This is a genomic window from Citrobacter werkmanii (genome assembly GCF_008693645.1).
Taxonomy (GTDB): Bacteria; Pseudomonadota; Gammaproteobacteria; order Enterobacterales; family Enterobacteriaceae; genus Citrobacter; species Citrobacter werkmanii.
The window spans coordinates 718,296-738,367 of the sequence record NZ_CP044101.1 but is presented as its reverse complement, the minus strand read 5'-3'; the positions used below and the strand labels follow the sequence as shown (position 1 = coordinate 738,367).

21 protein-coding genes are annotated in these 20,072 nt (G+C 54.8%); 3 read left to right on the top strand and 18 right to left on the bottom strand.

What is annotated here, in order from left to right:
* Window positions 1-21: 21 nt before the first annotated feature.
* The 11 genes from FOB24_RS04235 to pmbA form a co-directional block, all read right to left on the bottom strand.
* A complete protein-coding gene (locus tag FOB24_RS04235; RefSeq protein WP_150344541.1) occupies window positions 22-1,935 on the bottom strand; it encodes a BglG family transcription antiterminator in 1,914 nt (637 codons plus the stop codon).
* 21 nt (window positions 1,936-1,956) lie between these two features.
* Window positions 1,957-2,697: a 2-dehydro-3-deoxy-phosphogluconate aldolase gene (dagF, locus tag FOB24_RS04230; RefSeq protein ID WP_150344540.1), complete on the bottom strand. Its 741-nt coding sequence runs from the start codon at window positions 2,695-2,697 to the stop codon at window positions 1,957-1,959.
* Complete coding sequence (locus tag FOB24_RS04225) at window positions 2,694-3,812, bottom strand: DgaE family pyridoxal phosphate-dependent ammonia lyase (RefSeq protein WP_061382749.1); 1,119 nt, start codon at window positions 3,810-3,812, stop codon at window positions 2,694-2,696. The genes dagF and FOB24_RS04225 overlap by 4 nt, the downstream gene beginning before the upstream one ends.
* Entirely contained in the window at window positions 3,796-4,929 is a 1,134-nt protein-coding gene (locus tag FOB24_RS04220) for an amidohydrolase/deacetylase family metallohydrolase (RefSeq protein WP_150344539.1), read from the bottom strand. Before FOB24_RS04220 ends, FOB24_RS04225 begins: the two co-directional genes overlap by 17 nt.
* A gap of 58 nt (window positions 4,930-4,987) precedes the next feature.
* A complete protein-coding gene (locus FOB24_RS04215; protein ID WP_038636652.1) occupies window positions 4,988-5,632 on the bottom strand; it encodes a DUF4310 family protein in 645 nt (214 codons plus the stop codon).
* Between the two features lie 11 nt (window positions 5,633-5,643).
* The gene (locus tag FOB24_RS04210) at window positions 5,644-6,420 is read right to left on the bottom strand and encodes a DUF4311 domain-containing protein (RefSeq protein ID WP_006686375.1); all 777 of its coding nucleotides are present in this window, start codon (window positions 6,418-6,420) and stop codon (window positions 5,644-5,646) included.
* A gap of 22 nt (window positions 6,421-6,442) precedes the next feature.
* On the bottom strand, window positions 6,443-6,742 hold the full coding sequence (locus tag FOB24_RS04205; protein WP_038636649.1) for a DUF4312 family protein: 300 nt from the start codon (window positions 6,740-6,742) through the stop codon (window positions 6,443-6,445).
* A 2-nt stretch (window positions 6,743-6,744) separates the two neighbouring features.
* The gene (locus FOB24_RS04200; RefSeq protein ID WP_038636646.1) at window positions 6,745-7,107 is read right to left on the bottom strand and encodes an SFCGS family glycine-rich protein; all 363 of its coding nucleotides are present in this window, start codon (window positions 7,105-7,107) and stop codon (window positions 6,745-6,747) included.
* Between the two features lie 10 nt (window positions 7,108-7,117).
* Window positions 7,118-7,426, bottom strand: coding sequence for a PRD domain-containing protein (locus FOB24_RS04195; RefSeq protein WP_016151467.1), 309 nt, complete (start codon window positions 7,424-7,426; stop codon window positions 7,118-7,120).
* A gap of 309 nt (window positions 7,427-7,735) precedes the next feature.
* Window positions 7,736-8,122: a cytochrome b562 gene (gene cybC / locus FOB24_RS04190; RefSeq protein WP_038636643.1), complete on the bottom strand. Its 387-nt coding sequence runs from the start codon at window positions 8,120-8,122 to the stop codon at window positions 7,736-7,738.
* Window positions 8,123-8,208: 86 nt separating this feature from the next.
* On the bottom strand, window positions 8,209-9,561 hold the full coding sequence (pmbA, locus tag FOB24_RS04185; RefSeq protein WP_038636641.1) for a metalloprotease PmbA: 1,353 nt from the start codon (window positions 9,559-9,561) through the stop codon (window positions 8,209-8,211).
* A gap of 95 nt (window positions 9,562-9,656) precedes the next feature.
* On the opposite strand from pmbA, the gene yjgA reads away from it, so the two are divergent.
* Window positions 9,657-10,208, top strand: a complete 552-nt coding sequence (gene yjgA / locus FOB24_RS04180) for a ribosome biogenesis factor YjgA (protein ID WP_038636638.1) — start codon at window positions 9,657-9,659, stop codon at window positions 10,206-10,208.
* Window positions 10,209-10,306: 98 nt separating this feature from the next.
* On the opposite strand, the gene mpl is transcribed toward yjgA, so the two are convergent.
* Window positions 10,307-11,683, bottom strand: a complete 1,377-nt coding sequence (gene mpl, locus FOB24_RS04175; protein WP_150344538.1) for a UDP-N-acetylmuramate:L-alanyl-gamma-D-glutamyl-meso-diaminopimelate ligase — start codon at window positions 11,681-11,683, stop codon at window positions 10,307-10,309.
* A 175-nt stretch (window positions 11,684-11,858) separates the two neighbouring features.
* Between mpl and fbp the strand changes: the two genes are divergently transcribed.
* Window positions 11,859-12,857 (top strand): class 1 fructose-bisphosphatase, encoded by a 999-nt coding sequence (gene fbp, locus FOB24_RS04170; RefSeq protein WP_032940279.1) that lies wholly within the window; start codon window positions 11,859-11,861, stop codon window positions 12,855-12,857.
* A 99-nt stretch (window positions 12,858-12,956) separates the two neighbouring features.
* On the opposite strand, the gene FOB24_RS04165 is transcribed toward fbp, so the two are convergent.
* The 5 genes from FOB24_RS04165 to ytfQ form a co-directional block, all read right to left on the bottom strand.
* Complete coding sequence (locus tag FOB24_RS04165; protein WP_074458528.1) at window positions 12,957-14,069, bottom strand: methyl-accepting chemotaxis protein; 1,113 nt, start codon at window positions 14,067-14,069, stop codon at window positions 12,957-12,959.
* Between the two features lie 103 nt (window positions 14,070-14,172).
* Complete coding sequence (gene yjfF, locus FOB24_RS04160; RefSeq protein WP_150344537.1) at window positions 14,173-15,174, bottom strand: galactofuranose ABC transporter, permease protein YjfF; 1,002 nt, start codon at window positions 15,172-15,174, stop codon at window positions 14,173-14,175.
* Window positions 15,161-16,183, bottom strand: a complete 1,023-nt coding sequence (ytfT, locus tag FOB24_RS04155; RefSeq protein ID WP_038642975.1) for a galactofuranose ABC transporter, ATP-binding protein YtfT — start codon at window positions 16,181-16,183, stop codon at window positions 15,161-15,163. The genes yjfF and ytfT overlap by 14 nt, the downstream gene beginning before the upstream one ends.
* Before the next feature lie 13 nt (window positions 16,184-16,196).
* Window positions 16,197-17,699: a galactofuranose ABC transporter, ATP-binding protein YtfR gene (ytfR, locus tag FOB24_RS04150; protein ID WP_038636628.1), complete on the bottom strand. Its 1,503-nt coding sequence runs from the start codon at window positions 17,697-17,699 to the stop codon at window positions 16,197-16,199.
* Between the two features lie 128 nt (window positions 17,700-17,827).
* Window positions 17,828-18,784 (bottom strand): galactofuranose ABC transporter substrate-binding protein YtfQ, encoded by a 957-nt coding sequence (gene ytfQ / locus FOB24_RS04145; protein WP_006686362.1) that lies wholly within the window; start codon window positions 18,782-18,784, stop codon window positions 17,828-17,830.
* Window positions 18,785-19,093: 309 nt separating this feature from the next.
* Between ytfQ and ppa the strand changes: the two genes are divergently transcribed.
* A complete protein-coding gene (gene ppa / locus FOB24_RS04140) occupies window positions 19,094-19,621 on the top strand; it encodes an inorganic diphosphatase (RefSeq protein WP_038636623.1) in 528 nt (175 codons plus the stop codon).
* A gap of 104 nt (window positions 19,622-19,725) precedes the next feature.
* Here the strand turns inward: ppa and FOB24_RS04135 are convergent, their stop codons facing one another.
* Window positions 19,726-20,070 (bottom strand): gamma-glutamylcyclotransferase family protein, encoded by a 345-nt coding sequence (locus FOB24_RS04135; RefSeq protein ID WP_003025723.1) that lies wholly within the window; start codon window positions 20,068-20,070, stop codon window positions 19,726-19,728.
* Window positions 20,071-20,072 lie beyond the last annotated feature (2 nt).

Here is a 20,072-nt window from a genome sequence, read left to right as displayed (position 1 = left end):
TGCAGGATAATCGCAGCGTCTTTAAAAGCGACTCACGCACGCCATGGCGACCGTTTTGAACTCGGTGAAATTCCGGCACGCGCAGAGTCGCGTCATGGCCCGCTCGCGCAGGAAAGTGACGAAAATATCATAAATCGCCATTGCTTCTTCATACTCGCTTTTACTGATAGCGAGCAGGAAGATCACGTGCGCCGTTTCATCGCCCCAGGCAATACCCTGCGGGGCAAGAATGGTGTAGACCACCGTTTTCTTTGCCAACAGACCGAGGGAGTGCGGCAGGGCGATGCCGTCACCCAGCATAGTGCTGACGATGGCCTCACGCTCGACAACCGAATCAAGAAACTCCGCATCGACAAAGCCTTCATCCTGCAGCTGACGGCATAGTGTATTGAACAACGTTTGTTGATCCATTGGGCCATCGATAACGCGGAAATGGGCGGCATCGAAAAATTTGTTCAGCATCCACGGACGGGTTCTGTCGACCAGCACCAGTTTGCCAATCTGCTCCAGTTGATAATCGGTAGGGAACGGCGCAATCATCACCACAGGCTTATCTTTTTCTCCGAGCCGCGCGGTCGAAATCACGAAGTCTTCGCTGATGCTTTCCCGCTGTTCGTAGTCGCGTAGCGTCACGGTATCGACGATGTCTATCTGCGGATACTTACGCGCCAACACCGCTTCAATCATCCGTGCCATCGCATTTCCGGCATCGCATACCAGCAGAACTTTCGGTTGCCTTTGATAACCAATGTTGTAACTACGTTCCAGGCCAACGCCGATATGCAGGACAAGGAAACCAATCTCATTTTCACTGATGGTGTACGGCGTATATTTGCCCCATCCCGAGACGGCGGCCAGCGTCATATCCCATGCCATCGGATAGTGTTGTTTAATATTTTCCAGTAGCGGATTGGGGATCATTATCTGGTAACGCACCCGGGTGATCATCGTTTTAATATGCGTCAGCAGGTCGGCATGTAACTGCTTGTCATTCAACAGGTTGTAGTTGTACTGGCTGTTGATAAACCGCAGGATGTAATTGACCAGCGCTTCATCATCATCCGCATTGATGGCACTGGGAGCGATCTCCTGAACCTGGCGAGCAGCAATATGCACCTGCAGCCAGTTCTCTTCAGAAATGGAGAGCGGTTTATCCGCCAACCGATGCAATACCGCCGCGATTTCCCGTGTGGCCAGGCATACAGATTGCTCGGCTTCTTCTGCGGCAAATTCCGGTAGCGGATACCCTTCGCTAATCCGCCGTACCGCCACCGCGCAGTACAAGCGCAAAAACAGCTCGCCCTCATCGGTCAGGCGGATATGAAAACGGGCGAAAATGTCCTGCAAAACGGGTTGCAGCCGCTCAGGAAGCCCGGCATTCAATGCTTCTTCCGTCACCAATGGGTGCTGCGGATCCTGCTGTGCCAGCATCCACAGCAGATCGGTCAAACAGGCGCGGATCGCCATCTCGCTGCCGAACAGCTTCATGCCGTGTCGCGGGCGCGTTTCCAGCGTCAGATGATAACGTTGCAGATGCTCGCGCACCTCTGCCATATCGTTTTGCAGCGTCGCGCGACTGATAAACCATTCATCAGCCAAATCTTCCAGCTTCAGTGAAAAGGCCGAGGTCAGAAAGCGAACCACCAGCCAGTGAACCCGTTCCTGGCTGGTGCGTGGGATACGCAGCAACGAGTCGGGCTGCTGCGTCTGCAGGGTATGAAAACTTGCCGGATCGTCAATTTTGAGCTGATAACCGTTACCCCGGCTGAGGACAAACTGCGCGCCATACTGGGAGAGCAGCGCGTTTAGCGCGGTGATGTCCGCCCGTACAGTGCGTGTGGAAACCGACAACCGCTGCGCCAGCTCGTCCTGTGGAAGCGCTTCGTTTTGCAACATGCCAAATAGCTGCGCTAAACGTTGGTTGGGGAATCGCACGTCAGTTTCCTCATCTGTCAATTAGCCTACGCAGGCCCGGGTCATCGCCATCAGTTGGCGTACGTCGTCCGGACGGGTGTTACCACTCACCTTATCAATAATCGAACTATAGATGTGAGGAATGATTTTGCTCACGCCGACATCGAGGGCGATCTGCAGGATTTCACTGAAATTATCCAGATCGATCCCCCCCGTTGGCTCCAGCCAGAAGTCATGACGCGCGCAGGCCCGGGCGACCGCGATGTACTCGTCACGGCATTGCAGGCCGCCCATTGGGAAGTATTTAATTGAGCTACCGCCCATATCTTTGAGCAGCGCAATGGCGGTTTCTACCGGCACAATGCCGTCCGGCGCTTTGCTGCTTAGCGGACCGGTGGATATCTTTACCAGTCCCGGCGTACCGGTTGGCGAAACCAGACCGTTGACCACCGTGTCCTGCTGGCCCAGCAGCGCGCGACTGGTCGCCACGCCGGTAAAGACCTGATTAACATGCTGTGGCTGCACCTGACGGGAAATTTCACTGACCATCGCCGACTGGTTAGGATCGCCCGCCCCCAGCCCCACGGAGAGCGCATTGTCGATAAGCGCCGCGTATTCACGCATATCCGTTACCGCGCTTGCGACATCCGGGTAATTTTTTGACAGTACGCCAACCAGCACGTGCCCTTCCGCCGCCGCGCAAATCTCCTGGGCATTTTCTTTGGAGCCTGCCAGTACGTTCAGGCAGACGCGGTCGCGATAAAAATTAGGGATCAGTTTCATGCTTTTTTCTCCTGCGAAATCACTTCACCAATTCGACGGGCCACAATCTCCAGTTGCGCGCGATCAACGCTGCGTACATCGGCTTCGATAATGCCTTCGTTGGCTTTGTAACCGCGGAAGTAAATCGCGTACTCCCCTTGCTTCAGCGCGTCGACCAGCTCGCCCGTGGCGATCCCGGTTACCGCTTCGTCAAATTTAATTTCCGTGCGTGCGATATCGCGCCCTGCGCTGTCCCACACCACGCGGGCGCTTACGCCGTGAAGCTGATTCAAGTTATTAATAAACGGCGTCATTTTCTCGACCATTTCCGCACCGCTCTCTTTCTGCGCGTTGAGGTACAGTTCAATAGCGCAGGTCAGGCCAAGTATTCCCTCTTTACCCACCTTCATTGCCCGGCCAATACCCGCCGTTTGACGTTTTACCCACTCAACGTATTGAGTTTTACCGATCACCAGACCGCTGGTTGGCCCCTCAATCGCCTTCGCGCCGCTGTAGATAACGAGATCTGCGCCCACGCGGTAGTAGCACTGCAAATCTTCTTCCGCCGCCGCGTCCACAATCAGCGGTAGATTATGCGTGCGCGCCACCACCGCAGCCTGCTCCACGCTGAGCATACTTTTCTGTACGCAGTGGTGAGATTTGATATACAGAATGGCCGCGGTGCGCGGTGTGATGGCCGCCGCCAGTTGCGCCGCGGAACATTCATTGGCATAACCGGCTTCTACGACCTTGCCGCCGCCAAGCGCTACCATGGTGCCCACCGGCGCGCCAAAGTTAACGTTGTGGCCTCTGGGCAACACGATTTCGTTGTTGTCGATGGGCGTGACGTGCAGGTTCTCCAGCAACCAGTCGCTGTCTTTAACCAGCACAGCCGCGACCGACTGGGCGATCCCGGCCGAAGCGCAGGAGACAACGGTTGCCCCTTCCACTTCCAGCAATTTCGCGATGTAGTCACCGGTTTTATTCACCAGGTCTTTCATCTCAAAGTATTGGTTCATCCCCGCCATCGCGGCCTCAACCACTTCGGGTCGCGGCGTAGAGACACCGAGCGCCGTCATGCGACCTGATGTGTTAATCACCTGTTTTAATTTGTATTTCTCAAAAATCGAAGGCATGTTCCGCGCTCCCTTGTTCGGTCATATAGCCCTTGCCCGCACGTATTGCGGCAAGCGGCACCAGCAGTTGTTCAGCCTGCAGGCTGTCGTTTTCTGCATCTACCAGCACGGTTGGCTGGCGTTTCAGCGTAAAGAGGGTTAAATCGGCATCCAGACCGACCTGCAGTCGCCCCTTCTGTTTCAGGCGCAGACCATCGGCAGCATGGGCGGTAACGCATTCAATGACCTGCGGAAGCGACATGCCAATGGCGAGGAATTTCGACATTACATTCGCCAGGGAATGCACCGGGCCGCTGATACGGTTGCGACAGTAAATATCGGAGCTGATGGTGTGCGGCAAAATACCCAGGCCGATAGCGCGTTTTGCCACCGCAAAGCTCAGGCTGGCGGTGCCATGCCCAACATCCAGACGCACGCCGCGTGAAATCGCCCGCGTCACTGACGCCCGCAACTCACCTTGCGGCGTCAGAATGCGGTTCGGCTTACCGTTGTAGCAGTGGGTAATAATGTCGCCCGCGGTGAGGCGTTCGGCGATCTCATCCAGATCTGGCGGGTTGTTGCCGATGTGCACCATCAGCGGCAGGTCGCTGTTTTGCGCCTGCATCGCTTTGGCGCGCTCCAGCGGCGTGATGCCGTTAACCCCTACCACGCTGCTGCTCATGCGCGCCTTCAGGCCGACGATAAAGTCCGGGTGACGTTTCACCGCCAGCCGCACCGCATCGGCGTCAATATTGGCCATGTCAGCCAGCTCGTTTTGGGCAATAAGCCCAACGCGTGAAACATTCAGCAGCGCATAAACCTCGGTGGCCGCGCCACGGGTCAGCGTGTAAAAATCGTCAATATCATCAGCGCCAGTGCTCCCGGCATCCACCACGGTGGTTACGCCAGTGGCAATACCCACGCTGTCCGGTTCGTCGTGGTAAATCGGCGATTTCGGGTAGCAGTGAACGTGAGAATCAATCCAACCCGCGCTAACGTAACATTCGCCGCGCAGGTCAATGGTTTTCAGCGCCGGACCATCAACGTCACCCAACGCCGCGATTTTGCCATCCTGAAGGGCAATATTAGTCAGCGTGTCATCGACCAGACGCGCATGGCGCAGGAGTAAATCAAACATCGTTCTCTCCTTTGCCGGATGGCGGCGTAACCGCCTTATCCGGCCTACAAATCAACAGTTAGCTAATCGCAATCGGGAAGATGGAACCGAGGATCATCGCGCCGAGAATCGCCCCGCCGGTGATCGGTTTTTGCCAGATATAAAACAGCAGCGCACCCAGCAGCGAACCCACGCCAATCGGAATAGAGGCCGTCATCGCACTGAGGATAATCAAGGGACCGAGGAAGCGGCCAGAAGCATTACCGGCCCCCATCATCACGTCCGCTCCGTAGGTTGAGTCGCTCTGATTGATGGTGAACTTACGCGCCAGAATGATGATGTAGCCAATCGCCAGACCAATCACCAGACCGGTGACCAGCGAGGCAGCGAAGTTGGCGACCGGGAAGATAATTCCCGCGCCCAACAGCAGCGCCGGAACGCCTAACCCGACCCCGGTCTGGATCGCCCCGCCGATATCCAGAATCCCCACCAGCGAACCTTCAATGATGCGGGCAAACAGGAAGCTGGCGCCAAATGCCGCTACCGCCCCGTAGGAGCCAGTGTCCATTCCCGCTTTCAACATCGCCACGAACGCCACTTCGTTGAATGCGCCGATACCGTACAGGTAGTACATGTGCGTTCCGGCAAATACGCCGGATGAGAGCAGGCCAACGAAGATCGGGAACGACCAGTCGGCGAACCAAAAACCTTTATTCTGTTCCATGATGGCCTCCGTTATTTACCGCTGAGCGAGTTATGGATAAGTTCCAACCAGTCAGGCACGGTCAGATGGAAGGATTCGATCATCTTCATGTCGAAGCCGCGGAAGAAGCCGCTCAGGACGAACAGCGCGACGATAGCCACCATCATCACTTTCGTCACGTGGTTCCAGCCGCTCTCTTCAACACCTTTGCCGATCAAAATGCCCAGAACCAGACCCGGGACGGCGTTACCCATAATTAACTGCGCCGCGCCGCCAAAAACGGTAGCCCAGAAGCCGGATTTCTTACCGGCGTCGATCGCCGCCAGCCAGAAGATCACTGGCATCACGGTGTTGACCAGCAGGTTTGCCGCGGGCACCAGCACCTTAACGGCAGTAACCTGTAGCGCTTCCGGTACGGATGACGCGGTGAGGTTCAGGAAGGTCACGACAATCATGCCGATAACACCGCAGGCGATCGCCATGCGCTTAGGATCGTGCAGCGTTTCACCAACGTTGCGATTTTTGATCATCAGCGCGGCGGCCCCCCAGTTGGGGATGATGCGATGGTCGACGTCCTGCGTGAACGCCCCTGCGGCAACGGAAGAAGCCCAGGCGTTAAAGAAAAAGCCCAGACCGAATGAGAAGTGAGAAGCCGGATCCCCTTCACAGGAATTCAGTTCTCCCAGAGTACGAAACGCGCCCATCCCTTGAGTGGTCGGCGCATGAAACATGCGTGCAGCCCCAGCGCCGACACCGACGCCAACCAGGCCGCCGATGATGAGCGATTTTATTAATATTATCAGGAACATAATTATGCCTTTTAATAAAAGATCAGCGTTGCGTAACGAAATCCACCTTGTCGAGATTGATGGCAGTCACGTTGACGGTCACGTCCAGCTCCACGCTGAAGGTGCGTCTTTCCCGGCGCAGGAAGAGGAACAAAAACGCCTCTTTGCGCACCGTTTCACGCGCTTGAACAACCTGCACATCCTGTGGCTCAATACGCAGTAAGATATGCGGGGACGCTTTCATCACCGCAGCCTGAACGTGGTTCAGGGCGTCGGCAAAGGCGCGCGCTTTAGCCTCCCCCTTACCCGTGACTCTCACCGTGGTGGTGAATTGCTCTTTCATGCTTAAGCGCCGTATTTCTTTTGCCACGCCTGTACCAGGCGCTCGCCGAGTTCTTCTTTGTCCATAAAACCGAACCCCAACACGTTGCAGCCTTCGTTGATGGCGGTTACCCCTTCATCGACCGAGCGCATGCCATATTTCGCCTTGTAGCCATATTTGGTTTGCGCGGTAATCGCGCCCGCCCCGCCGCTACCGCAAAACGAGATCCCAAAGGTGGCGTTTTCCGCTTTCATCACATCGCCCAGCTTCATATCTGCCGCGACACCCGGCACCACGACCGCGCGGCCACCCGCTTTCTCAACGCCTGCCGCCACTTTCTGGCCTTTACCCAGGCGATCGCCAATCACTACGGTAATTTGATCCATCTTTTGCTCCTTAAAGGTTGTCTTTCGCGACTTCGAAGTGCACCGACAGCAGCCAGGCCTCTTCCTCAGGAAGATTGCCAAACTCAGCGACCACGTCGCGGGCAAGCGCCATTGATTCGGCAGATATTTCATCAAACAAGCTGGCATCGACTTCTGGTAAGGGTTCACCCGTTACCGAGCGGTGCGCCATGGCGCGAACATGCGACGTCAGCATCTGTTCCTGTACGGCGTTGGGAATAATGTGGCGTTCACGCAGCAAGGCATACACCTGCGCCAGCATGCGGTCGGCCAGTTCAACCGATTCCCCCATGTCATTCATTACAGCTCCGTTATTCACTCGTCTTACCCCACTAATGGCTCTGAGGGTAAATTAGCGGCGGGGGTTAAAAGTTTGTAGCGAGTTGTTTTCCACTTCGAAGTGGAAAGAGGCGCAGCGATAGTGATCAATGCCGCAGAAAAGGCGATATTTGCGCTTTAGTGGCGGGAAACTGTGACGGGTATCGCAAGAGATGAGCAGAAAACAGCCAGTTCGGCGAATGACTTCTCTAACTCTAAAGTTGAAAAAATGTGACGGGGATAGCCTTTGGCGTCTTATCCGGCCTACGATTTGCAGGCCGGATAGAGCAAATTAACGGAACTTCTTGTGGTTTTCGTTGCGTGTTTTTTTCAGGTCTTCCGCAACGGCTTTCGCCTCTTTGACTTTACCTTCGTTCGCCAGCTTCAATGCGCCGTCGATCTGACCGATCAGCGTGTCAAAGCCGTGGCGGAAATCCTTCATCTCCGGGCTGTCCGGGGATTTGTTTTCCAGCTTCGGCGGCGTTCCCTTTTGCGCGTCCAGCGCGGCTGCACGCATTTTGGTTAACGCGTCTTTCAGCTCAGTCGCATTATCCGTTTTTTCGACGATTTTCAGGTTGTCGTTGAGGATCCCCATATCGTCTTCAAGATCGGCTGCAAACGCAGAAGAACCAAGAATCAGCGTTGAAGCTGCGACGATCGCTAACAGGTGTTTACGCATTGCTCACTTCCTTTTTTATTATTCAAAAATAAACAAACGCCAGATGCCCTCAATAATTCACGCCACAGCTTGAAGTATGACGGGTATTATTGCCCGGCGATCTTCATCTCCGGCAACAGGACTGAACCACACTGAATATTACTGCGCGTTTCAATATCGTTGCCGACGGTGACGATATTACGCCACATCTCTTTTAAGTTACCGGCGATGGTAATTTCACTCACCGGATACTGAATTTCGCCGTTTTCGACCCAGAAGCCCGCCGCACCGCGCGAGTAATCGCCGGTAATGCCGCTTACGCCCTGCCCCATCAGCTCAGTCACCACCAGGCCCGTGCCCATCTCTTTGAGCATCTGCTCGAAGCTTAGACCTTGTCCAGGAATACGCCAGTTGTGAATCCCGCCCGCATGACCGGTGCTTTTCAGCCCCAGCTTACGGGCAGAGTAGTTGGTCAGCAGCCACTGGGTCAAAATGCCGTCTTTAATAATGTCACGACGCTCTGTGCGTACGCCTTCGCTGTCAAATGGCGAGGAGGCCAGCCCTTTCAGCAGATGGGGATGCTCTTCAATGGTCAACCATTCCGGCAGAATTTGTTTGCCCAGCGAGTCCAGCAGGAAAGTGGATTTGCGATATACAGAGCCACCAGCAATCGCGCCGACCAGGTGTCCGAACAGTCCGGTCGCCACTTCATTGGCGAAAATAACCGGCGCTTTCATGGTGGAAAGCTTACGCGGAGACAGGCGCGATAAGGTACGGCGCGCACAGTCTGCCCCTACCCATTCCGGCGTTTGCAGATCGCCCATCGCCCGGCCAATGGTGTAAGCGTAATCACGCTCCATATCGCCATTTTCTTCCGCGATCACGCAGCTGGAAAGGGAATGACGCGTGGAGCAGTAGCCCTGCAGCATGCCGTGGCTGTTGCCAAACACTTTGATGCCATAGTGGCTGTTAAAGCTGCCGCCTTCGGTATTGGTGATACGCTTATCAGCCTGCAGCGCCGCCTGTTCAGCACGAGCAGCCAGTTCGATAGCTTCGTCAGGGGAAACGTCCGCGGGGTGGAACAGGTCCAAATCGGGCGCATCAAAGGCCAGCAGTTCTTTATCTGCCACGCCCGCGCATGGGTCCGGCGAGGTGTAACGAGCGATGTCCAGCGCGGCCTGCACGGTACGGGCAATCGCCTGCGGGCTTAAATCGGTGGAGGATGCGCTGCCCTTACGGTTCTGGTGATAAACCGTAATCCCCAGCGCACCATCGCTATTGAATTCTACGTTCTCCACTTCACCATAACGGGTGCTGACGCTAATACCCGTGGTCTTGCTAACAGCGACTTCCGCGCCATCCGACTTACCTGACGCTAATTCCAGAGCCGTCGAGACCGCTTCTTCCAGAATCTTACGCTGCGCTTCAACTTGTGAGATTACTTTCATCGCAAATGCCATAATGTAGAGAGAGTTTCTCTGAAGTCTAACAGAGAACCGTTTTTCAGTGCGCATCTTAACTGGTAACATTAGCCTCTTTTTTTAAGGAGCCTGACATGACTAAGCAGCCCGAAGACTGGCTCGACGACGTTCCCGGTGATGACATCGAAGACGAAGACGATGAAATTATCTGGGTCAGTAAAAGTGAAATAAAACGTGACGCCGAGGAGTTAAAACGCCTGGGTGTGGAACTGGTAGAACTGGGGAAAAACGCGCTGGATAAAATCCCGCTCGACGCGGATTTACGTGCCGCCATTGAGCTGGCCCAGCGCATTAAGATGGAAGGTCGCCGCCGCCAGCTGCAGCTGATTGGCAAAATGTTGCGCCAGCGCGATGTTGATCCTATCCGTCAGGCGCTGGACAAGCTGAAAAACCGTCACAACCAGCAGGTCGTTGTCTTCCATAAGCTGGAGCAACTGCGTGACCGTATGGTTGACGGTAGTGATGAAGCCATCGAAGAAGTGATGAACCTGTGGCCTGACGCCGACCGTCAGCAACTGCGTTCTCTGGTGCGTAACGCCAGGAAAGAAAAAGCGGGCAACAAGCCGCCGAAATCAGCGCGTCAGATTTTCCAGTACCTGCGTGAACTGGCGGAAAACGAGGCGTAACCTCTTCGTCTGCCGAAAGTGCCGGATGGCGGTGCAAATACCTTATCCGGCCTACAACGCATCGTAGGCCCGGTAAGCGTAGCGCCACCGGGCATTTTTTACTCTTCTTCTGCCTGAGCTTTCTTCGCCAAGCTATCCAGCAGTTTCTGATGGATGCCGCCAAACCCGCCGTTGCTCATCACCAGGATGTGATCGCCAGGCTGTGCGGTTTTCACCACCATATCTGCCAGCGCATCGACATCGCCGCTCCAGTGCGCAGGCTGTACGCAGGCCTCAGCGACTTCCGCCACTTGCCACGGAATATGCGGCGGTTGCAGCAGGAACACTTCATCCGCGCGTCCTAACGACGGCGCCAGATCGTCTTTGCTCAGGCCCATTTTCATGGTGTTCGACCGAGGTTCCAGTACCGCGATAATGCGCGCGGTGCCGCCCACTTTACCGCGCAGTGCGGCAAGCGTTGCCAGAATCGCCGTCGGGTGGTGAGCAAAATCGTCATACACCGTCACGCCGTTTGCTTCGCCGCGCAGTTCAAGACGACGACGGGCGTTGATGAACGAGCCCAGCGCATTCGCCGCGTCGGCAGGCGCTACGCCAACATGACGGGCAGCCGCAATCGCCATCAGACCGTTGTGCATGTTATGTTCGCCGACCAGGCCCCACTTCACCTCGCCCACTTTTTCACCGTCCAGCCACACTTCCCAAACGGATGCATCGGTGGTCAGCTTTTTCGCCTGCCAGTGCCCCTGTTCACCCACCAGCTCTTGTTCGCTCCAGCAGCCCATCGCCATCGTCTGTTTCAGATTGATGTCGTTTTCCGGGTAGATGATGCGTCCCTGGCCCGGCACGATACGTACCAGGTGATGGAACTGTTTCTGAATAGCTTTCAGATCGTCAAAGATGTCCGCGTGATCGAACTCAAGGTTATTGAGAATCAGCGTACGCGGGCAGTAATGCACAAATTTAGAACGCTTATCGAAGAAGGCGCAGTCGTACTCATCCGCCTCAATCACGAAGAAGTCGCTTTCGCCCAGACGCGCAGAAACCTCAAAGTTGCCCGGTACGCCGCCGATCACAAAGCCAGGCTTATAGCCGCAGGCTTCGAGGATCCAGGTCGCCATTCCGGCAGTGGTGGTTTTACCGTGCGTACCCGCAACCGCCAGTACCCAGCGATCGCGCAGAACAAAGTCATGTAGCCATTGCGGGCCGGACATGTATGGAATGTTCTTCTCAAGCACCGCTTCCACGCAGGGATTACCACGGGTCATGGCGTTGCCGATGATCACCAGGTCCGGCTGCGGGTTGAGCTGGCTGGCATCGTAACCCTGAATTAAATCAATGCCTTGCTTCTCAAGTAAGGTACTCATCGGCGGATACACATTGGCGTCCGAACCGGTTACTTCATGACCAAGCGAGCGCGCCAGCATCGCCAGACCGCCCATGAAAGTGCCACAAATTCCCAAAATATGAATGCGCATACGTCACTATCCTTTTTTAATCTGGGGGCCATTTTACGCACATGTCCGGCAAGTGAGAAACGCATTTCAGGATATTCCGTAGTTTGCTGGCGCGATTCACCTAAGCGCAACAATGGAAATATTTGTTAATATTGTTGCGGTCGCTTTACTCCACATAAATTGCAGGGAAAGTGTTATGAAAACGTTAGGTGAATTTATTGTCGAAAAGCAGCACGAGTTTTCTCATGCTACCGGTGAACTCACTGCTTTGTTGTCGGCAATAAAGCTGGGCGCCAAGATCATCCACCGCGATATCAACAAGGCCGGTCTGGTCGATATCCTGGGTGCCAGCGGTGCTGAGAACGTGCAGGGAGAGGTTCAGCAGAAACTCGATCTGTTCGCGAACGAAAAACTGAAAGCTGCACTGAAGGCGCGCGACATTGTGGCGGGCATTGCCTCGGAAGAAGAGGATGAAATCGTCGTCTTCGAAGGCTGCGAACACGCAAAATATGTTGTGCTAATGGATCCGCTGGATGGCTCATCCAACATCGATGTTAACGTCTCTGTCGGTACGATTTTCTCTATTTACCGCCGCGTAACCCCAGTCGGCACACCGGTCACGGAAGAGGATTTCCTGCAGCCGGGCAACAAGCAGGTTGCTGCGGGCTACGTGGTTTATGGTTCTTCCACCATGCTGGTATATACCACCGGCTGTGGCGTACACGCCTTTACCTACGATCCTTCTCTGGGCGTATTCTGCCTCAGCCAGGAACGTATGCGCTTCCCGGTAAAAGGCAGCACGTACTCCATTAACGAAGGCAACTACATCAAATTCCCGAATGGCGTGAAGAAGTACATTAAATTCTGTCAGGAAGAAGATAAGTCAACCCAGCGCCCGTACACCTCGCGCTACATTGGCTCTTTGGTTGCGGATTTCCATCGCAATCTGCTGAAGGGCGGGATCTACCTGTACCCGAGCACCGCCAGCCACCCGCAAGGGAAACTGCGTCTGCTGTACGAATGCAACCCGATGGCCTTCCTGGCCGAGCAGGCGGGCGGCAAAGCCAGCGATGGTAAAGAACGTATTCTGGATATCATTCCGGAAAGCCTGCACCAGCGCCGTTCCTTCTTCGTGGGCAATGACCATATGGTTGAAGATGTAGAACGCTTTATCCGCGAGTTCCCGGACGCGTAAACGCCCTATCCCGGCCTACTGTACGTTGTAGGCCGGATAAGCGAAGTCGCAATCGGCATGATGCAGTGACCGACTTCGCATTATCAGGCCTACGTTCGGTTACGTTGTCTGTAGCTTAAACGCCGCCATCGCCTCCAGCAGCGCATGTGACTGCTCTTCCAACGAGCGGGTAGCCGCTGAAGACTGCTGTACCAGTGCCGCATTTTGCTGCGCCGTTTCATCCATCTGAATCACCGCGATATTCACCTGCTCTATGCCGCGACTCTGCTCCTGGGATGCGCTGGCGATTTCACGCATCAGCTTAGTCATGCGCATCACCTCAGTGGCAATCTCATCCATGGTTTCGCCCGCCTGCTGCGCCAGCTCGCTCCCTTCACCGACGTGAGTGTGCGAATCGCTGATTAACGCGCGGATCTCTTTTGCCGCTTCGGCGCTGCGGCTGGCCAGATTACGTACTTCACCTGCGACAACCGCAAAACCCCGTCCTTGCTCACCGGCCCGCGCCGCTTCAACGGAGGCATTGAGCGCCAGAATATTGGTCTGGAATGCGATGCCGTCAATCACGCTAAGGATGTCGGCAATACGACTGGAACTGCCGGCAATATCGCGCATTTTCTCGATCACATAGCACACCATCTCGCTGCCGCGATCGGCGGTATCCGATACCGATTTTGCCAACTGGTGCGCCTGTTCGGCGTTGTCCGCATTCTGTTTCACGGTCGCCGTTAACTCTTCCATGCTGGCGGCGGTCTGTTCCAGCGACGTGGCTGTCGATTCAGTACGCTGCGCCAGATGCTGGTTTCCGGCCGTCAGTTCACGGCTACCGATATCAATTTGCGAGCTGGCGTCACGCACGCGTTGCACCGAGTCGCCCAGCGCATGGCGCATTTCATCCATTGCCGCGTTGAGACGGTTGAATTCGGCGCTGGCCGACGGCGCGCTAACTGGCGACAAATCGCCTGTCGCCAGACGTTCCAGCTGTTCAACAATGTTATCCAGCGGTTTGAGAAACTTATTTCGCAGCATAAACCAAATAACCGCCAGCAAGGCGATGGCCGCCAGCATTGCTGCACTCATAATACCGTGATAAATCAATGAAGTAATAATGCGGGTAGAGGCGTATAGCCCCATCCCGCCGGTCAGCAACAGCAGAAACGCCAGCAGAGACAATAACACCAACAAACTTGATCGAATTGAAAGGGATTTTGGCATTGTTATATTTCCGGTTGTAGGGTGAAAACAGACCTGTACAGAACCTATCGACTACAACCGGAAAAAGTTTAGGTATTTAAATGTCTCTTGAAAAATCAGGACGTTACTTTGGTGTCGCCGCCGTGCTTACGCGGCTGACCGGCGAGCTTAGACGATTTTCCCAAAGCACCGTGAGACCGCGTTGTAAGGCAATAAAAATAAACAATAAAATACCAATCGCGATCTTGGTCCACCAGGAACTTAATGTGCCGTCAAAATTAATGTAGGTCTGGATCAGGCCCTGAATAGCCACGCCAAACAAGGTGCCTAAAACCGTACCCACTCCGCCGCTCAACAGCGTACCGCCAATCACGACTGAGGCAATCGCATCCAGCTCGACACCGACGCCCGCCAGCGCATAACCGGCCTGGGTGTAAATTGAAAAAACAATGCCGGCAAGCGTGGCCAGGCCGGTAGACAACATATAAATACGGATGGTGGTGCTGCGGGTGGAGATCCCCATCAGGTTAGCAGAGGTGGCGTTGCCGCCAATCGCATATACCTGATTGCCAAACCGTGTACGGTGCGCGAGGAAGATGCCGATGACCACCACCGCCAGCATCAGCAAACCCATCGCACTCAGACGACCGCCGCCGGGAATTTTCCATGCCAGACTGGAGAGCGTGTCATAAACCGGATGGTTAATCGGGATCGACTCTTCAGAAACCAGATAGCTAACGCCGCGCAAAAAGAACATTCCCGCCAGGGTAATGATAAACGCCGGGATCTTCAGCGCATCAATCAGTAATCCCATAAACGCGCCAAACGCGCAGCCCATCAGCAGAATCAGGGGGAAGGCCAGTAACGGAGAAATCCCCCAGTAGCCAATCGCCTTTGCCAGAAATACGCCGGTAAAGGCAATCACCGAGCCAACGGAAAGGTCGATCCCGCCAGAGAGAATCACGAAGGTCATGCCGACGGCGATAATCCCTAAAAAAGCGTTATCGGTCAGGATATTGCAAATCACCCGGGTGGAAGCAAAAGCCGGAAATTGCGTCAAGCAGTAGAGGTAGCCCAGCACAAACACGCCGAGGGTGATCATCAGCGGTAAATTACGTTTTATCATGACCACGCACTCCTTTTATCAGGCTGATAAAGCGTTGTGACTGCACAACCAGCACACACAACACCACGACGGCTTTGACCACCTGATTCAGTTCCGGCTGGAAGCCCGACAGTAAAATCCCGGTGTTCATCCCCTGAATAATTAACGCGCCTATCACCGACAGCAGCAGGTTAAAGCGCCCGCCCATCAGCGAACCGCCGCCAATGACCACCGCCAGAATAGCGTCCAGCTCCAGCCATAATCCGGCGTTATTCGCATCCGCGCCGCGAATATCCGCGGTAACAATGATCCCGGCGATAGCGGCACACAGGCCGCTCAAGACATAGGTAAGCATCACAATAATGCGGGTGTTGACCCCGGCGTTTTTCGCCGCGCGAATGTTGATACCCACCGCTTCAATAAACATGCCCAGCGCCGTTTTCCGCGTCAGCAGCCAGAACACCACCAGCGTCAGTAGCGCAATAATCACCGGCGTGGGGAACAGTAACAGTGAGCCGCTGCCAAGCCAGGAAAGCTCAGGCGAGTTGAAGGTGACGATCTGCCCGGAGGTGATCAACTGCGCGACGCCGCGCCCGGCAACCATCAGGATCAGCGTGGCGACGAACGGTTGGATCTTGAGGATGGCCACCAGAACTCCGTTCCACAATCCCGCCAGAATGCCGGAGCCTAAGGCGGCAAGCAGCACTACCGGCAGGCTGTGCCCGGCCACCGTCATCGCCGCGGTCGTCGCCCCGGCAATGGCCATCACAGCGCCAACGGAAAGATCAATGCCGCCAGTGGCAATCACCAGCGTCATACCAATCGCCAACAGCGCCACGGGTGCGGCGCGGTTGAGAATATCAATCGGGCTACCGAACAGACGACCATCCTGCAAAATCACCTGATAGAAGTGCGGCGCGACCAGACTGTCCACCAGCAGCACCAGCAGTAGCGCCACCAGCTGTGGCATTCCCTTGGGCCAATGAAACCGTCGTTCAGGCGGATTGGATTGAGGGAGAGATTGAGGCATCACCATAGTCTCCTTAGGCCGCAATGGCGTTCATGATCGCCGGGACGGACAATTCAGCCAGTGGGATCTCGGCCACCTGTTTGCGATCGCGCATAATAATGACCCGATCGGCATAACCCACCAGTTCTTCCAGTTCCGATGAGATAACCAGCAGGGCCAAACCATCGGCGCACAGCGTTTCGATCAGGCGGATGATCTCGGCATGCGCGCCGACGTCGATCCCGCGCGTGGGTTCATCGAGGATCAGGAATTGCGGTTTGGTCAGTAACCAGCGCGACAGCAAGACTTTTTGCTGATTGCCGCCGGAGAGAAATTCGATCGGTTGTTCAGCGTTAGGGGTGCGAATACCAAGCTGGCGAATAAAGCGCTCGGCAATCTCGTTTTGTTCTTTGCGGGGAATGGGGCGCAACCAACCGCGCTGCGCCTGCAACGCCAGAATGATATTTTCCCGCACCGAGGCGGCGGCAATAATGCCATCCGTTTTCCGATCCTCCGGGCAAAAACCGATCCCCAGGCACGAAGCCTGATGCGGCGATCGCAAGGTCTGCGGTTTACCTTTGATCAGTGCGCTGCCGCTGTCGGCGGGTTTGATGCCGAAGATCACCTCCGCCGTTTCCGTTCGCCCGGATCCCAGCAGTCCGGCAAGACCGACGATCTCACCGGGACGCACTTGCAGATCGAACGGGGCGATAGTGCCTTTCTTACCAAAATCACTAAACGCCGCCACCGGTTTATCGCTCAGCAACGTGCGGCCCGCACGCTGTAACGCGTGGGTATCCAGTTCGCGGCCCAGCATCATTTTGACCAGTTCGATCTGCGGCAGCGCATGGGTTTCACGGCAGCCCACAAAGCCGCCGTTACGCAGGACGGTGATGCGATCGCTGACCTGATAAACCTGATCGAGGAAGTGGGTGACGAAGATCAGACTGACGCCGCGATCGCGCAGATGCCGCATCAGGCCGAACAGCATTTCAACTTCCTGGGTATCGAGGCTGGCGGTAGGTTCATCGAGGATCAGCACCTTCGCAGAGAGATCGATCGCCCGACAAATGGCGACGATCTGCTGCATTGCCACGGAAAAGCGGTTCAGCGGCTCGCGCACATCAAGGGAAAAACCGTACGACGCCATCAGTTCCGTCGCGCGCTTTTCCATCTGTTTGCGCTGCAACAGGCCAAAGCGCCGCGGTTCTCGGCCAATAAACAAGTTATCCGCTACCGACATATTGGGCAGCAGGTTCACTTCCTGGTACACGGTGCCAATCCCCAGTTGCTGGGCATGGGCGGTATTTTTGGGGGAGACAGGCTGGCCTTCGAGCCAGATCGTGCCGCGATCGGCATGATATACACCGGTCAACGCTTTGATCAGCGTCGATTTCCCCGCCCCGTTTTCGCCGAGCAATGCCATGATCTCGCCGCGTCGCAGGCTGAAATCCACGTTATCCAGCGCTTTGACGCCGGGAAAGAATTTACTTAAGCCCTCTGTACGGAGGATTTCCTGGTGTTGGTCGGTGGTCATGGCATTCCTCCGGCATCGTTTTAACCGGCCTGGATATAGGCCGGATAAGACGCATTTGCGTCGACATCCGGCATCTCAACGCCTGATGGTGCTGCGCTTATCAGGCCTACGGGTATACTCTGGGAAAACTAGTAGCCCATGTTTTTCTTCTTCTCTAACTCTTCTTTCGCGGTATCTGGCAGATAGAGGATCGATTTGGTAATGGTCAGCTTCTCAGGCATCGTGCCGTCTTTTTTGAATTTCTCCAGCGCGTCAAATGCCGGGCCTGCCATGTTCGGCGTCAGCTCGACGCTGGCGTTGGCTTCACCATCAATCATCGCTTTGTAGATATCCGGTACGCCGTCGATTGACCCCGTCAGAATGTCTTTGCCTGGTTTCAGGCCCGCCTCTTTGATCGCCTGAATAGCGCCGATCGCCATGTCATCGTTGTGGGCGTAAACCATGCAGATGTTCTTGCCGTTGTTTTCCGCTTTAATAAAGCTCTCCATCACTTCTTTCCCTTTACTGCGGGTGAAGTCGCCGGACTGAGAGCGGATAATTTTGATGTTTGGCGCGTTAGCGATGGCTTCAGCGAACCCTTTCTTACGATCGATCGCCACGCTGGCGCCAACGGTTCCTTGTAGCTCAACGACGTTACACGGCTTGCCGTTCACTTCTTTAATCAGCCAGTCGCCGATTAATTTGCCTTCCAGCACGTTATCGGCGGTGACGGTAGTCATATAGAGAGATTTGTCTTTTACATCGATGGAACGATCGAGCAAAAAGACCGGAATGTCGGCATCTTTGGCCTCTTTTAACACCGGCTCCCAACCTGTTGCCACGACCGGTGCAATAAAGATGGCATCGACGCCCTGGGCAACAAATGAACGGACTGCTTTAATCTGGTTTTCCTGCTTTTGCTGGCCGTCAGCGATTTTCAGCGTAATTCCGCGCTTTTCGGCCTCGCTTTTCGCCACGTTGGTTTCTGCGGCGCGCCAGCCGGATTCAGAGCCAACCTGCGAAAATCCTACGGTTAATGGGGCTGCCATTGCCATAGACGACATGGCTGCCGAAACTGCTGTGACTAAAAGTAAGCGCTTCCACATAAGTGCGTCCTCGTAGGGTGATTATTGTTGGTTAATAAACCGTCGCGAAAAAACTATAGACAATTGAGCATGTAACGGATTGCGTTACATCACACTTCAAAAAAGTAAATAAAACGTTAATCACAAGTTTGTAATCGCTTTCATATCACTATGAAAAATGCGGCTGAAGATATGGATTTTTCTGTCACCGGAGAGAGAGAAAAAGAAGAAAATGAACGCAGAGAAAGCGAAAACAAGCGGAGACATTCCGCGCGAGTTGGCTATAATACCCGCCACTTGTTTGCCATAGCTTATTTAAAGGAAACAGACATGAGCTTACTCAACGTCCCTGCCGGTAAAGACCTGCCGGAAGATATCTACGTTGTTATCGAGATCCCTGCCAACGCAGATCCGATCAAATACGAAGTTGACAAAGAGAGCGGCGCCCTGTTCGTTGACCGCTTCATGTCCACCGCGATGTTCTATCCGTGCAACTACGGTTACATCAACCACACTCTGTCTCTGGATGGCGATCCGGTTGACGTTCTGGTCCCGACTCCGTACCCGCTGGAGCCTGGTTCAGTGATCCGCTGCCGTCCGGTTGGCGTTCTGAAAATGACCGACGAATCCGGTGAAGATGCGAAACTGGTTGCGGTACCGCACACCAAGCTGAGCAAAGAATACGATCACATCAAAGATGTGTCCGACCTGCCGGAACTGCTGAAAGCGCAGATCACCCACTTCTTCGAGCATTATAAAGACCTCGAAGCTGGCAAATGGGTGAAAGTTGACGGTTGGGACAACGCAGAAGCTGCTAAAGCTGAAATCGTTGCTTCCTTCGAGCGCGCGAAGAAGTAATTCTTACTTTTGATGCTAAGCCCCGCATGTCGGGGCTTTTTTGTGCCCAAATGCGAGTGCAACGGGCACATAAAACAACGCCACCCGAGGGTGGCGTGTTCACATCAGTACTGGTCTCTGTCTAACCAGTTACCGCTTTCAATCAGCGTTAAGCCATCAACCGGACGTTGATACACGTACATCCATGCACTTCCGTACGGCGTTTGAATTAGCTGGCGTGCGTATTCACCACCACGGGTACGCAGAGCGTCAAGCTCTGCCAGCGTGGCGTTATCAATACGATAAACTTCCCCGTGTACTGTTCCATTTCCCGGAACGGCGCCTGGATAGTGGCCCAGGCTGTACAACTGGTAGTTGTCGATACTGAAATTTCCCAGCAACAGGGCATTGGTCATCCAGTGGCTGTTGCCTTGTTTGGTTCGTAAACTGCCATAGACAAATATTCGCATTG